General features: G+C 46.3%; 11 protein-coding genes. All 11 read left to right on the top strand.

Going from position 1 to position 15,237, the window contains the following annotated elements; genetic code table 11:
* The first annotated feature begins 7 nt into the window (after positions 1-7).
* The 11 genes from GWG06_RS07270 (at position 8) to GWG06_RS07220 (ending at position 15,237) form a co-directional block, all read left to right on the top strand.
* Positions 8-424 (top strand): chitin binding peritrophin-A domain-containing protein, encoded by a 417-nt coding sequence (locus GWG06_RS07270; RefSeq protein WP_160712299.1) that lies wholly within the window; start codon positions 8-10, stop codon positions 422-424.
* A gap of 217 nt (positions 425-641) precedes the next feature.
* Complete coding sequence (locus GWG06_RS07265; protein ID WP_160712297.1) at positions 642-1,031, top strand: chitin binding peritrophin-A domain-containing protein; 390 nt, start codon at positions 642-644, stop codon at positions 1,029-1,031.
* 109 nt (positions 1,032-1,140) lie between these two features.
* Positions 1,141-1,533 (top strand): carbohydrate-binding module family 14 protein, encoded by a 393-nt coding sequence (locus GWG06_RS07260; protein WP_160712295.1) that lies wholly within the window; start codon positions 1,141-1,143, stop codon positions 1,531-1,533.
* A 174-nt stretch (positions 1,534-1,707) separates the two neighbouring features.
* Positions 1,708-2,796 (top strand): DUF4221 family protein, encoded by a 1,089-nt coding sequence (locus GWG06_RS07255; protein ID WP_235938196.1) that lies wholly within the window; start codon positions 1,708-1,710, stop codon positions 2,794-2,796.
* Positions 2,797-2,798: 2 nt separating this feature from the next.
* Positions 2,799-3,224: a hypothetical protein gene (locus tag GWG06_RS07250; RefSeq protein ID WP_160712291.1), complete on the top strand. Its 426-nt coding sequence runs from the start codon at positions 2,799-2,801 to the stop codon at positions 3,222-3,224.
* A 70-nt stretch (positions 3,225-3,294) separates the two neighbouring features.
* The gene (locus GWG06_RS07245; protein ID WP_160712289.1) at positions 3,295-4,359 is read left to right on the top strand and encodes an efflux RND transporter periplasmic adaptor subunit; all 1,065 of its coding nucleotides are present in this window, start codon (positions 3,295-3,297) and stop codon (positions 4,357-4,359) included.
* A 3-nt stretch (positions 4,360-4,362) separates the two neighbouring features.
* Entirely contained in the window at positions 4,363-7,398 is a 3,036-nt protein-coding gene (locus GWG06_RS07240; RefSeq protein ID WP_160712287.1) for an efflux RND transporter permease subunit, read from the top strand.
* A 3-nt stretch (positions 7,399-7,401) separates the two neighbouring features.
* Positions 7,402-8,847, top strand: coding sequence for a TolC family protein (locus GWG06_RS07235; protein WP_160712285.1), 1,446 nt, complete (start codon positions 7,402-7,404; stop codon positions 8,845-8,847).
* 400 nt (positions 8,848-9,247) lie between these two features.
* A complete protein-coding gene (locus GWG06_RS07230; protein ID WP_235938195.1) occupies positions 9,248-12,532 on the top strand; it encodes a helicase-related protein in 3,285 nt (1,094 codons plus the stop codon).
* Positions 12,529-13,200, top strand: coding sequence for a DUF4391 domain-containing protein (locus GWG06_RS07225; protein ID WP_160712281.1), 672 nt, complete (start codon positions 12,529-12,531; stop codon positions 13,198-13,200). The genes GWG06_RS07230 and GWG06_RS07225 overlap by 4 nt, the downstream gene beginning before the upstream one ends.
* A 3-nt stretch (positions 13,201-13,203) precedes the next feature.
* Positions 13,204-15,237 carry a site-specific DNA-methyltransferase gene (locus GWG06_RS07220; RefSeq protein ID WP_160712279.1) on the top strand — a complete coding sequence of 678 codons (2,034 nt, stop codon included), beginning with the start codon at positions 13,204-13,206 and terminating at the stop codon, positions 15,235-15,237.

The following is a 15,237-nucleotide window of genomic DNA, read 5'->3' as shown; positions in this document are numbered from 1 at the left end:
ACGAAACATGAGAAGAGCATTCTCCGTATTTATCCTGATGACAGGCATTGCCTTAGTAACAGTTTTATCATGGCCTAAAAATGCCACAGCGGACGGCTTCTGCCAGACAGGACAGAATGGTTACTATGCAGATCCTACTGACTGCAGCAAGTTTTACCGTTGCATGGATGGAACCTATTATCCGTACACCTGCATGCCCGGAACTGTTTTCAATCCGGCTACAGTGCAATGCGACTGGCCGGAGAATGTTCCTGGTTGCGAAGCTGGCGGCGGCACCAAACAGTGCTATAAAAATCCCAACGACAGCAAAAACGACGGGAACTGCACAGTAAGACAGGATTCAGGCGGCTCCGGCGCTTACATCATGGAATGCAGAACTTCCTGGAGCAAGCCTAACCCTTGCGAAACAGGCGCCAGCATCTGATATTTCGTCATCAGCTGAGGTAAACTCATCATCTGCTTAATGCAGAAAGTTCAGCAGCAGTTTTCATCTGACAGTCATGGTGATAACTGCTGCTGGTATAAGTAGTTAATATGGATCCATTGCATTAAACAGGTATAGAAAGTTTCCGGATAAATTGGTAAAGCGGTTCTTCCACCGATATAGCATAAGATTTTTTTCACCTTTAAAATGTTAAACCATGAAAAAACTACTTTCATCTATTATCATGTTTATTGTACTGGTAATGGCCACTGCTTCCACTGTCAGCGCTATCTGCGAACAGGATGGGTATTATGCCGATCCGGATTACTGCAACACATTTCATGTATGCAAGGATGGCGTAATTATCACTACAGGTCATTGCCCTGACGGCACTTATTATAATCCGGAAACAATGATATGTGACTGGGCTGACAACGTAAACTGCACTGGCGGTCCAGGTAAACAATGCCTCAAAAACCCGGATGATAGCAAGAATAATGGCGATTGTTATTTAAGACAGGATACCAGTGGCAGTGGCTTTTATGTACAGGTATGCGAAACTTCCTGGATAAAATTCAAACCCTGCCAGACAGGCGCCAGTAAATAAATACGCTCATCTCCGGCAATCATTATTCACTGTCCGTTCCGGATATTAATTCCAGGTTACAACTCCCTATATACACAAGTCTTTTCTTTCACACTTAAAATCAAAAAACATGAAAAAACTGGTATCCATGATCGTTATGTTCATCGTTATTGTGCTGGCGTCAGCCGCAACGGTGAGCGCATTCTGCGATGAAGGTCAAATGTTTCCTCATCCGGAAGACTGCAACAAATTCATTAAATGCCATAATGGAGAAGCAGTTGAATTAACCTGCCCGGCAATGCTCCACTTCAATCCGACAACGCAGACCTGCGATTGGCCGGAGTCTGCTGGCTGCTCTTCCGGTGGCGGTACCAAACAATGCTATAAAAATCCCAACGACAGCAAAAATGATGGTAACTGCTCATTAAGACAGGACTCTGATGGCAGCGGTGCATACATCATGGAATGCAGAACTGCAAGCTGGAGCAAACCCAGCCCCTGCGAAACCGGTGTCAGCATCTGATGCAACATCATAAAATCCTTCCTGCGCATCCGTGTGCAGGAAGGTATTTTCAACTTCTATATCTATTTATTTCAACGATCAGCCATGCCCTTTTGTAAATCATCTTTAACTTTATTTTTATCCGGTATCCTGCTTACTTCCTGCCTGCAACGGAAAAATTCCTTCACTGAAACTATGCAGCTCGAAGCCGGGAAAGAATTTATCCTTCACCTGGACAGTGTTACGGCACCTTCCGGCGTGTGCCTGCAATACGTTAACGGCACTGATTCCATGCCGGGAAACTTCCTGGCGCAATACAACCCGGAAAACCGTGATATCAATATCTATGATTTTTCACAAGGCACCCTCCTCAAAAAAATTGCTTTCCCCCTGGAAGGCCCTAGCAGCCTGCCGAAAGTAGATGGCTTCCATTTCATTTCCCCGGACTCGCTGATACTGTATAACTACCCTACCAAGTCGTTTACCATTACTGACCTGAAAAAAAATACCCGTCTCCGGTTATACCCGCTGAATTCATTTAAAACCTACTTCGCTGACAGTTCTGCCATACTCCCGGCTGATCCGGTTGTATCTACCAACCAGCCTGTATGCTATCTGAACCAGCAGCTGTATACCTCCGGGCATATTCTGTACATAGGCCCCGGCATGGACAAAAAAACACTGAGCAGCGTTTGCCGCATTGATCTTAAAGATTCAATGGCTACCAACCTCTGTGTATCTGAAAAATACTTCAAACATAAAATGTGGTGCGGAGAACATTACAATATTTTCCAGACCATCAACAAAGAAAAACAAACGCTGGTGTTCAGTCTGCCGATGTCCGACTCCTTGTTTACCCTGGACATAAAAACCGGTAAAATCAGCAGCCATTACGCCGGCAGCCGGCATTTTACGGAAACAGACATACTCCCTTTCCGCAATGACCTGACGGGCAATAACATACCTGGTCAGCTGGCAGATCTGCAGTTTTTCTTTGATCACCCTTCCTACTGTATGGTAACCTACGATCCTTACCGGAAGGTGTATTACCGCATGGCCATCAAGCCAAGCGGGGCCACCAGCCGCGCGGGCCTGCAGCTGGCTACCTCCATCGTTATTATTCTCAATGAAAAATTTGAAAAAACAGGCGAAATAGTATTACCGGATACCTACTACGCTTTCAGCGGACATTTCATTACCCCGGAAGGATTATATCTGCGTAAGAAGGAAACAGAAAATGAAGATATCATGCGGTTCACCTGCTTTACCCTGAAGAAAAAATAATTATGAAATCATTATATATACTGCTGCTGCCCGTTGCAATGCTTGCCTGCAACAGCCGGCAGCATAAGGAACCGGAAGACAAGCTGGCAGCATTTATCAACACGGCCTTTCCCGGAGACGGGCCAAAAAACGTGATTGTCATCCCCGGAACAGGATGCGGCGGCTGTATCACCGGTGTAGAAAAAGAAGTGGTGAACCTTTGCCGTAAAGGCGATGTGAAAGTAATTTTCACCGGCATCAGATCACTGAAAATATTGAAATCAAGAATAGGAGACAGTGTGCTGCATCATAAGAATGTGTATGTAGACCAGGAAGATAAATTTTACAAGGTTACCACAGACAAACAGGATCTATGGCCTTATCCGGTCAGGGTTACCGTTGATGGAGATAAGCTGACAGGCATCTCCAAAGACAATGTATTACCCTGACAATAAAAAATATTTCAACAGGCCGGTATGGATATTCCAACCGGCCTTTCATCATTAGTATTGCTATAACATGTTAAGAATATTGCTGACAGGAATGGTGCTGATGCCTTTATTATCTGTTTCCTGCAGACAGGCCGCTGCAGACCAGCGGCACGAAGCCCCCGCCAGACAATACACAGAGCCGGAGAATATTACCGCCGTGAAAGTGCTTGTATTGCGCAAAGCGATGTTCAGTTATTACATTGAAAGTTCCGGTAAAATCAAAGCCAGGCAGAAAGAAGTTATCCATGCGGAACAGAGCGGCCCCCTGCGTATCTGTAATGTCTGGAACAATAAAATACTGGAAGCCGGGGAAACAGTCATCGCATTTGATCAGCGGGCGATTACCCTTCGCCGCGAACGCGCCTCGGAAGAACATTTCAACGCTTCCATCAACTACAAAAGCGAGTTGCTGAATCAGGCCAGCCTGCTCGAATCCAAATCGCAGCAAATCAAGGATACCGTTTACCATAAGCTGAAAAGCAATACTGGCCTGACAAATGCGGAATTAACCCTGAAAGAACTGGCGCTGGAACTGGAGAAAATGAGTATCAAAGCACCTTTCCGCGGGATGGCCGCCGATGTTAAAGTACAACAGGGTAGCACCGTAAGGGCCGGAGATGAATTATTTACCATTTATACCCCTGCAGATCTTTACCTGGAAGCCAGCATTCTGGAAAGCGATTTCAACATGATGAAGGCAGGCCAGCCTGCCACCCTGCAAACTGTTGCCGGCAGCCGGCACCACGCGGTTATCACGGAAATGAATCCTATTGTGGACGATAATGGTATGATGCTGGTAAAGCTGAAAATCATCGATCATCAGTCGCTGGTACCGGGTATGAATGCGATGGCTAAAATGGCTATCCCCTTGCAGCAGGTGCTGGCAGTGCCCAAAGAAGCAGTGGTGATGCGCAGCGGCAAACCGGTGGTATTTACTGTTCAGAAAAATCAGGCCAGGTGGCAATATGTGAAAACCGGCAGAGATAATGGCACTACAGTAGAAATCACCGAAGGGCTCAGCGATGGCGATAGCGTCATCATTTCCAATAATGTTCAGTTAACCCACAACTCTGCTGTCAGTATTATTCGTTAGTTCATGATCCGGTTCATTATCAGACGGCCGATTGCCATGTTGATGTCTTTCGGCGTACTTATTATCCTGGGAATCCTTGCGCTGCTTCACATTCCGGTGGCGCTGCTCCCCGACATTGACGTACCTGGAATTACCATTAAATGCATCTATCCGGGGAATACCGCCGCCGCTATTGAAGCCAATGTTACCGGTGTGCTCCGTGAAAACCTGGCAACGGTTGCCGGGCTGGAAGATATTGAAACCACTACCAGCAATCATACGGCATCCCTGTACCTGCGCTTCGGCTACGGTACCAATACCAACCTGGCCTATATGGCCATCAATGAAAAACTGGACCGGCTGGTGAATAGTCTGCCGGCAGATATGGAACGCCCGGTTGTTATCCGCAGTAACATGTCAGACATACCGGTGGCCCGCATCCAGGTTGTTCCCGTAAATATGACCGACTACCAGGAGTACTCCAATCTCAGTGAAAAGATTTTCAGAAAGCGGATAGAACAGCTACCCGGTGTATCTATGGCAGATATCAATGGGAAAAGTACGCCTGCCATTACCATTACGCCGGATGTACAGGCGCTGGCTGCAGTTAAACTGGATGTTATTTACCTCGCCAATGCCATACAGTCCGCCAACATGGACCTGGGAACAGTAACCGTTAAAGACGGCCACTACAGCCTGCGCGTAAATGTGAATAACCAGCTGCTCTCCATCGCACAGATAAAAAATATTCCGGTAAGCATTAATAACAACACCGCTGTGATGCCCTTGTCCCGCTTCGCCACAGTGGAGCACAGCATCAATGACCCCGATGGTTATCATTTATACGGCGGCCGGCAAGGGCTGGTACTGAATGTACACAAACAGTCCGGCGCCCGTATGCACACGCTCATGCCGGCAATCGACTCCCTGGTGAAGGAATTCAACCGTAATTATCCGAAGGCCGGGTTTTATATCTCCCAAAATCAGAACTACCTGCTGGAAGCAGGTATTGACAACCTGCAGCAGGATTTAATGTACGGCGGTATTCTCTGTGTACTGGTACTGTTCCTGTTTCTCGGCAATTTTATATCTCCTGTACTCATGAGCATCAGCATCCCGCTGTCGCTGATACTCACATTTATCTTTTTCTACCTGTTCGGTATTTCCTTCAATATTATCTCCCTTTCCGGGCTGGCATTGGGTATAGGCATGCTGATAGATAATTCTATTGTGGTGCTAGACAATATTTCCAGGAAAAGAAAAGAAGGGCTGTCGGTAGAAGACAGTTGTGTAGCCGGTACCAATGAGGTAATAGTACCGGTTATCAGCCAGGTGCTTACCACGGTGGCAGTATATCTGCCTTTAATATACCTGAGCGGGCTTGCAGGAGCCATCATCACCGACCAGGCTATCGCACTCACCATTTCCCTGGGTGTTTCGCTGCTGGTAGCATTTTTCCTGAATCCGCTGCTATTCCGCCTGTTCATTTCAGACAAAGCCGCGTCTATGCGGGAAGATACCCGGTTGTATAAATGGATATCCGGAAAATATCACCGGATGATACATCATATCTTCAGCAGAAAGAAACGCTATTTTTTCTTTACCATTGCACTGATGCCCGTTGGCATCATACTCTACCAGTTTATTCCCGTATCCGCGCTGCCGCATATCACGCAAACGGAAACATTACTGACCATCGACTGGAACAGCCCTGTAGACCTGGCAGAAAATCATCGCAGAATCAAGCAGCTGGAGGCGGTTATAGACAGCCACACGGTAGCGTGGGAAGCGGATCTTGGATTGAAACAGTTTCTGCTGGGGCAGCAGCACACCACATTACAACAGGCCGACATTTACTATAAATGCAAAAAGGAAGCTGACAAGCTACGGCAGGATGCCCTTATTCAGCAGTGGTTACAGCAGCACTACCCCGATGCCGTATGGAAGCTGGAAGACGCACCCAATGCGTTCACACAACTGTTCCGCGATAACAGCCCCTATTTTGAAGCCAGGCTGAAACCCATGAATCCCGCTACAGACAAGGGGTCTTATGCCGGTATATTGAAAGCCCTGCAAATGCTGCCGGCTCCTGCCTGGAAAAAAGGCGCCGCCTTCCAGGAAGAAACCAGCATCACATTTACGCCTGATACCTATAAAATGCAACTCTATGGTATCAGTATGGCCACCCTGAAAGAAACGCTGCAACGCCTGTTCGGCCAGTACACTATTTCAGAAATAAAGCGATTCGGAGAAATCAAAACCATCAGGTTTTCCAGGGACAATACCGACATCGCTACCGCCCTGAGTCATACCATTACCGGGAAAAATAATATCAGCTATCCGCTGTCCGCCATTATTTCCTGGAACAAAGACCATAGTCCGCGGTACATTACCGGCGACAAGACAGGTGCTTATCACGGTATCGTATACACGGAGCAGCTGCATTCCGACTACAACCGCCTGCAGGAAAGCATTACCGCCATAGCGGCCAGAGAGGGTTACCGCGTTAATTTCTCCGGCAGGTATTTCACAGAAAAACACCGTTCTCATGAAATTCTGATTACCGTACTGATAGCCATACTGCTGCTGTATTTCATACTGGCCGTACAGTTTGAGAACCTGGTGCACCCGCTTATCATTATGCTCACCATGCCGCTGGGCATTGCCGGTGCGCTGCTCATTGTTTACCTGGCAGGAGGTACACTGGATATTATGGCTGGCGTGGGCTTCGTAGTGGTGCTCGGCATTATTGTAGATGACCCTATTCTGAAAATGGAAACGCTGCGCCGGCTCCGGAGCCAGTATGAAGCTGCCGGTCTGAGCAAACGGGAAGCCATGACCAGGGCCATTCACGAAGCAGGGGAAATATGTCTGAAACCTTTGCTGATGACATCTCTTACCACCAGTCTGGCATTGATGCCCGTATTGTTTACCGGCGGTATCGGCAATGATCTGCAGAAGCCGCTGGTATATGTTATTGCCGGCGGGCTTACCATCGGCTCCTTTTTCACCCTCTGGTTTATTCCGCTGGCATACTGGTTCTTCACCAAGAAAGATTAATACATGAAAAGATATATACTGCTCACCGTTTTACAGCTTTGCTGTCTGCCGCTGCTGAAAGGTCAGCTACGCCGGCAATATCAGCTACAGGACTTTATAGCAACCGCGGCAGAACATTCCATTAACAAGAAACTGGCGGCCAGCACACGGCAGGCCAGCCATTACGAATATGATAACTTCAGGGCGTCCGTTAAACCTCAGCTGCTGCTGACAGGTACCCTGATTGACTACAGTAAGGATTACCTGGCCGTGCGGCAGCCTGATGGGAGCAGCTTATATCAGTATCGTATACAGAATACCGTTACAGCAGGGCTCAGTTTATCACAGATCATTACCGCAACGGGGGGAACTTTATCTGTCAATTCCTCCCTTAACCGTTTTGATGATATAGAGCGGAAATTCGGCCAGTTCAGTACTATACCAGCCAACATATACCTGCAACAGCCCCTGTTCGGATTTAATGCCTATAAATGGCAGAAAAAGCTGGCGCCGCTGCGACTTGAAGAAGCCAACAAAAACTATATACAACAGCAGGAAAATATTTCTGCGGATGTTGTCCGGTACTTCTTCGATGTGCTGGATGCACAGGTGAACCTTGACCTCTCCGGCAAAAATCTCCAGCATCAGCAACAGATCTATGATATAGAACTAAAAAAAGTGGACCTTGGCACCGCCTCCAGAGAGAAATTACTGCAGATAAGGCTGCAGATACTGAACTCCATACAGGATCAGAAACAGGCTGTGGTACTGCTGCAAACCGCTTTATTTAACCTTAACAGCTATACCGCTAACCCGGATACCACCAGTATGGAGCTGTTACTGCCCACGGAGCTGCCGGTACTGCATATTTCCATGGAAATCGCTTTACAGGAAGCCATACGTAACCGTGCCGCCTTCACCGGATTTATTCGCCGCCGCGAAGAAGCCATGCGCGATTTGCAACAGGCCCGTAAGGAACGCCTGACCGTTAACCTGACAGCCAGCTACGGCCTCAATAATGCCAGCCAGCAGTTCAGTAAACTATACCAGCAGCCCAACTCCCAGCAAAATGTAACGCTGGGCGTAGCCATACCTATCGTAGACTGGGGCCGGAACCGGGGGAAAGTAAACCTGGCCAGCAATAACCTCAAAACAACAGAATACACGATTGCCCAGGAAGAAATGAATATCCGCCAGGTAATTGTAACACTTGTAAAAAATGCAGACCTCATCAGGGATAATATCGAAGTCTCCCATCAGACAGATATGATCGCACAGGAAAGATATGCGCTGGCACAGGAACAGTTTAAACTGGGGAAGCTGTCCGTTACCGATCTGAATATTGCACTGCTGGAAAAAGATCAGGCCCGTAAGAAATATATTAACGCACTACGCACCTTCTGGGATGCATATTATCAGCTGAGATGCCTGACATTGTATGATTTCGCAACGGACAGAAGGATCTTGTGATTTGGTTATTGGGTTATTTGAGATTTGGTTATTGGGGATGCAGCGGAGATCTCAGCGTATGGAAGATTAAATCCTGATAATAAACTGCTTATTATATTCATAATATAGCAGGAAAAGGCCGTTATGAAAGCAGGCAGAAGTTAGATATACATTACAATCATTTACACATATAAATATTTACGCACACATCATAATACCCCAGTAGCGTCAAATCAAAATACGTCTCCGTAAATCGAATTAATTTATATTTAAGATCAGTTTATAAATTTCATCAGGTGATATTATAGACAAAAAGTAATGTAAAACCACTAAACTATTGGGCATGCATAACGCCATCCCGGATTGGAGGTAGTAGTACAGAAGGCAGAGGGGGGCGAATTTATCAGATTCGGAACCGGTTATGAACATGGATATAATTGATAATGTAAATAAGCTTTTCGGGGATGATCTTAAAGCTGCAATTAAGGACAAATCCAGGGTTAAAATAGCTGCTTCATGCTTTTCCATTTATGCCTATGAAGCGTTGAAGGCCGAGCTTTCCGGCATTGAGTCCTTTGAATTTATTTTCACTGCCCCTACATTCATCGCCAATGAAGTGACCGATAAAGTCCGGAAAGAACGTCGGGAATTTTTCATCCCTAAATCTAATCGTGAAACCAGTCTTTATGGTTCTGAATTTGAAATCCAACTTCGCAATAAGCTGACGCAACGGGCAATAGCAAGAGAATGTGCCTGCTGGATAAGGGATAAAGCTACCTTCCGTTCAAATAAGACAAGAGCCCAGATGCAGCAGTTTGTTTGTTTAACAAAAGGTGCTGATCGAATCTCTTATCTGCCCCTGCATGGCTTTACGGCAGTTGATTTAGGCTATCAGCAAGGGGATGCGGTTTCTAATTTCATTACCCGCCTGACTGATGAAAGCTCTACTGCGCAATACCTGAAGCTGTTCGATCAGATATGGAACGACCCCTCAAAGGTACAGGACGTAACTGAAGCCATCTGCGATCATATTGAATCCGTTTATCATGAAAACTCTCCCGAACGGATTTATTTTCTGATGCTGTACAGCTTTTTCAAAGAATTTCTGGAAGATATTAATGAAGACGTATTACCAAATGACCGCACCGGTTACCAGGATAGTCTTATCTGGAAGAAACTTTTTAACTATCAGCGGGATGCCGCAGTAGGCATCATCAATAAACTTGAAACATATAACGGGTGCATCCTGGCGGATAGCGTCGGATTGGGCAAAACCTTTACTGCGCTGGCTGTCATTAAGTATTATGAACTACGTAATAAATCTGTCCTGCTCCTGTGTCCGAAGAAACTGGCAGATAACTGGCTTAACTATAATAAGAATCTCAAAACAAATATTTTTGCGCAGGATCGTCTGGGATATGATGTGCTTAGTCATACTGATTTATCACGGACCTCAGGCGAATCTTTCGGGATACCCCTTAATCGCGTGAATTGGGGCAACTACGATCTTGTAGTCATTGATGAATCGCATAACTTCAGAAATAATGACGCTTACAAGGAACGGGAAACCCGGTACCAGAAACTTATGAACAGTGTTATCCGGGAAGGTGTAAAAACCAAAGTGCTGATGCTTTCTGCCACACCCGTAAACAACCGTTTTACTGACCTGCGGAACCAGCTTGCGCTTGCCTATGAAGGTGATTCCGATAAGTTGAATGAAAAGCTGAAAACCTCCCGCAGTATAGAGGAAATATTCCGTCGTGCTCAGTCTGCATTTAACCAGTGGTCAAAACTGCCGCCGGAAGAACGAACGGCAAGAGCCATACTGGATACACTTGATTTTGACTTCTTTGAGTTGCTGGACAGTGTTACCATTGCCCGTTCACGCAAACACATTGAAACATTCTACGATACAAAGGATATTGGCAGATTTCCCGAACGCCGGAAGCCATTATCTTTTCATTCGCCGCTGACAACACGCAGCGATGTAATGAACTTCAATGAAATATTTGGTGAGCTTTCCTTACTGAAACTCGCTGTATATGCACCCATTAGTTACATATTGCCCAGCCGCCAGCGGAAATATGAAGAAATGTATGATACCCGTGTGAGTGCAGGTGGTGGCAGATTCCGCCAGATAGACCGTGAAATCAGCCTGCAGGCACTGATGACAACCAACCTGCTGAAACGCCTGGAAAGTTCAGTTGAATCCTTCCGTATTACGCTCCGGTCTTTGAAGGAAAAACTACAGCATACCCTTCAGGTAATTGCAAATTTTGAATCCGGTCAGCACCTCAGCGTCAGCGATTTTACCGAGGGGATGGAAACATTGGAAGCCGAAGAAGATGATTTTTCTGATCTCGAGAGTACAACGGTTGGTGGTAAGATAAAGATTGCGCTTTCTGATATGGATGTGGAGCGGTGGAAGGGTGATTTAAACAACGACCTGCAGCTGATTGACGGCCTGCTTGATTCAATGAATAAAGTCACGCCCGAAGATGACAGTAAACTACAGCATCTCAAACAGCTGATTACTGACAAGATCAGCCATCCTATCAATCACCAGAATAAAAAGGTCCTCATCTTCACCGCTTTTGCCGATACGGCAAGCTATCTCTATAAAAATCTGGCGCAAGGTAGTCCGCTCCCTGACAACGACATTCATTTTGGCATGGTCACAGGTAAGGATAGCCCCAAATCCACATTAGGCACAGGCTTCGACTTTCAGTCTGTTCTGACGCTATTCTCACCCAGGTCGAAAGAAAAACAACTGGTGATGCCGGAAGTAACCGGCGAAATTGATATTCTCATAGGTACAGACTGTATTTCCGAAGGCCAGAATTTGCAGGATTGCGACTACCTGATTAACTACGATATTCACTGGAATCCCGTGCGGATCATCCAGCGCTTTGGTCGTATTGACCGTATCGGTTCTCCTAACAGATTCATTCAGCTGGTGAATTACTGGCCAGATATTTCCCTTGATGAGTATATCCGCCTGAAAGAACGAGTGGAGGCCCGCATGGTCATTGCTGATGTATCCGCGACGGGCGATGACAATGTATTAACGGCTAAAAGCAGCGATATTGCTTATCGCAGGGAGCAGCTCCGTCGTTTGCAGGAAGAGGTGATTGAACTGGAAGAACTCAAAACAGGCGTATCTATCACTGATCTCGGGCTAAACGATTTCCGGATGGATCTGATTAACTATGTCAAAGAACACGGCGATCTGGAGTCTGCTCCCAGGGGGATGCACGCCGTTGTGCCTGCACAGCCGGATCTTGGACTGATGCCGGGAGTTATTTTTGCACTGCGTAACCGCAATGGCGGGGTTAATATAAATCAGCAGAACAGGCTGCACCCATATTATCTCGTTTATATAGGTGACAATGGCGAAATTATTGCCAACCACACCGATGCGAAAAGGTTGCTCGACCTGGTGCGTACCAGCAGCAAAGGGCATAGTGAGCCGATTGTGCAGGTGTTCCGCCATTTCAATGAGGCCACGGATGATGGACGGAAAATGGGGAAATATTCCGGGCTTCTCAATTCCGCCATACGTTCGATTATAAGCGTGAAAGAAGAAAAAGACCTGGACAGCCTTTTTACCGGAGGTAAAACCTCGGCGCTGGTAAATACCATATCCGGGCTGGATGATTTTGAACTTATTGCTTTTCTCGTGGTACAGGAGGCCTCTTCCAGATGATACTTTTTGACTATCCCAGGCAATCATACTTTGGCCGCACATTGCCCAAGGCAAAGATTTATGCTCATACAGCAGCCAGTACCCGGCTTAAAGAGCTTTTTGTACGGCAGATAGATCAGATCGTCTGGAAGTTCAAGCTCGCCCCGGAAACAATCAATATACCCGCGACGGAAATAGTGTCTGAAATTCAGATATTTGCAGTCACGCTGAAAACAGGTGAACTTCATCCCGACGTTTTGCGAAGCATAGACATAGCCATTCCTTTTCCGATTGTCTATGAAGTCAGCTATGAAGGGAAAGTAAAGGTCATGGCCTGTTACAAACGTCCGCATGAATCCGGCGGAGAAAAATGGATATCCGGCGCCTGGCTGATATCGGATTGGATGCCGGAAAATGCCGGCAGGCAGGCTTTACCGGTAAAACTGGATCTGGCCGCCTTATATGACGAACTGCTGGGCACTTTGATACCTTATCCGCCCAGGCAGGGAGAAAGCCTGCAGCAACGCATCAGACGGGCAGAAGCCATTTCCCGGCAGCAAAAAGAACTGACGAAAATGGAAGCAGCACTGGAAAAGGAAAAACAATTCAACCGCAAGGTTGAAATCAATGCCGGTATCCGGAATACGAAACAACAAATTGACAGGCTCAAAGCCCTGACAGAAGAATAAAGCATGGAAAAATTAAAAATGCATACACCTGACCTGACACAAGACAATATCGCGCGTATCCGCGAATTGTTTCCGTCATGCGTTACCGAAGCAAAAGACGCACAGGGCAATACTAAATACGCTGTTGATTTTGACCAGCTTAAACAGGAACTGAGCGGCCAGATTGCCGAGGGACCGCAGGAAAGGTATCAGCTCAACTGGCCTGGCAAACGCGAAGCACTCCTGACAGCAAATGCTCCGATTGCTAAAACCCTCCGCCCGGCACGGGAAGAGAGCGTGGATTTTGACACCACAAAAAATCTCTTTATCGAAGGCGATAACCTCGATGCACTGAAACTTCTACAGGAAACATATCTTGGAAAAATCAAGATGATCTATATAGATCCTCCCTATAACATCGGGAATGACTATATATACAAAGACGATTTTGTTGAAGACGCTGAGGACTTTTTAATACGTTCCAACCAGAAAGACGAGAAGGGAAACCGCCTGGTATCAAATACGGAAAGTAATGGCAGATTCCATTCGGACTGGTTAAGTATGATCTATTCCAGAATCAAGCTGGCCCGCAATCTCCTCAAGGATTCAGGTGCATTGTTTATTTCCGTAGGAAATGACGAAATAGCGAATCTAAGACGGATTTGTGATGAGATATTCGGCGAAAATAATTTTGTTGAGTGTATTACCTGGAATAAAAGAATTCCAAAAAATGATAAAGGCATAGGAAACATCCACGAATACATTCTTATTTATCTGAAAAATTCGGCTGTCAGACAAGAATTTGTGATGCGGAAAGATGGGCTGGAAGATATCTACCAACTGGTAGAAAAACTCAAAAAAAACCAGGAGCCTATCGACCAGGCCGAAAAAGAAATTAAGAAGCTCTATAAAAAGCAGGGGTATGACCGGGGCATTACGCTCTATAACTCACTGGATACAGCATACCGGCTTTGGGGGAAAATTAATATGAGCTGGCCTAATGCCACCACATTCGGGCCGCGGTACGAAGTACCCCATCCCAAAACAGGGAAGCCTGTGGCGATACCCGACAGAGGCTGGCGCTGGAAAGAAGATACATTCAAAGAGGCGGCTAACTTTAAAAACGGAACATATCAGCAGATGACAGCGCTGCATGACGGCAGTTTCATGTGTGGCAAAATCTGGTTTGCAAAAGATGAAAACACCCAACCCAGCTCTATTACCTACCTCGATGAAGTAAATACCTTTTTGCTGAGGTCTGTATTATCATTAAAAAGTGATGGCGGTATTGAAGTAGAAAAAATTTTTGATGGGAAAAATTATTTCTCCTACCCGAAACCCACCACATTACTCCGTCTGCTGCTCAGCTCCATCAGCATGGAAGAAGGTGATATTGTCCTGGACTTTTTTGCAGGATCCGGTACCACCGCACATGCAGTTATGCAGACAAATGCAGAAGATGGGAAGAACAGGAAGTTCATTGTGATTCAACTGCCGGAAAAACTGGATACCAATCTTCCGGAACAAAAAATGGCTGCTGAACTATGCCGGAAAAAAGGAGTGCCCGAAAATATTGCAGAAATAAGTAAAGAACGTATCCGCAGGTCAGCACAAAAAGTGAAGGAAGACAATCCTGATTTCACGGGTGATACGGGCTTCCGCGTGCTTAAAGTGGACACGTCCAACATGGCGGATATTTACTATATCCCGGACAATGTAATACAAAAGAGACTGCTGGATGCCGTAAACAATATTAAGCCGGACCGCAACAACCCGGAAGATCTGTTGTTTCAGGTGCTGCTGGATTGGGGCGTGGACCTGACACTCCCTGTCCGTAAAGAAAAAATACAAGGCAAAAACGTATTCTTTGTGGATGAAGATGCGCTCATCGCCTGTTTTGATACAGGCATCTCTGAAGATCTGGTGAGTGAGCTGGCCGAAAAGAAACCGCTCCGCGTGGTATTCCACGACAACGGCTTTGAATCTGATGCCGTGAAGATCAATGTTGATCAGATATTCAGGCAATTGTCACCATCCACCGAAGTAAAATCCATCTAA

This window comes from Chitinophaga solisilvae, assembly GCF_009928525.1.
Taxonomy (GTDB): domain Bacteria; phylum Bacteroidota; class Bacteroidia; order Chitinophagales; family Chitinophagaceae; genus Chitinophaga; species Chitinophaga solisilvae.
This window is presented reverse-complemented; position numbering and strand designations above follow the sequence as displayed.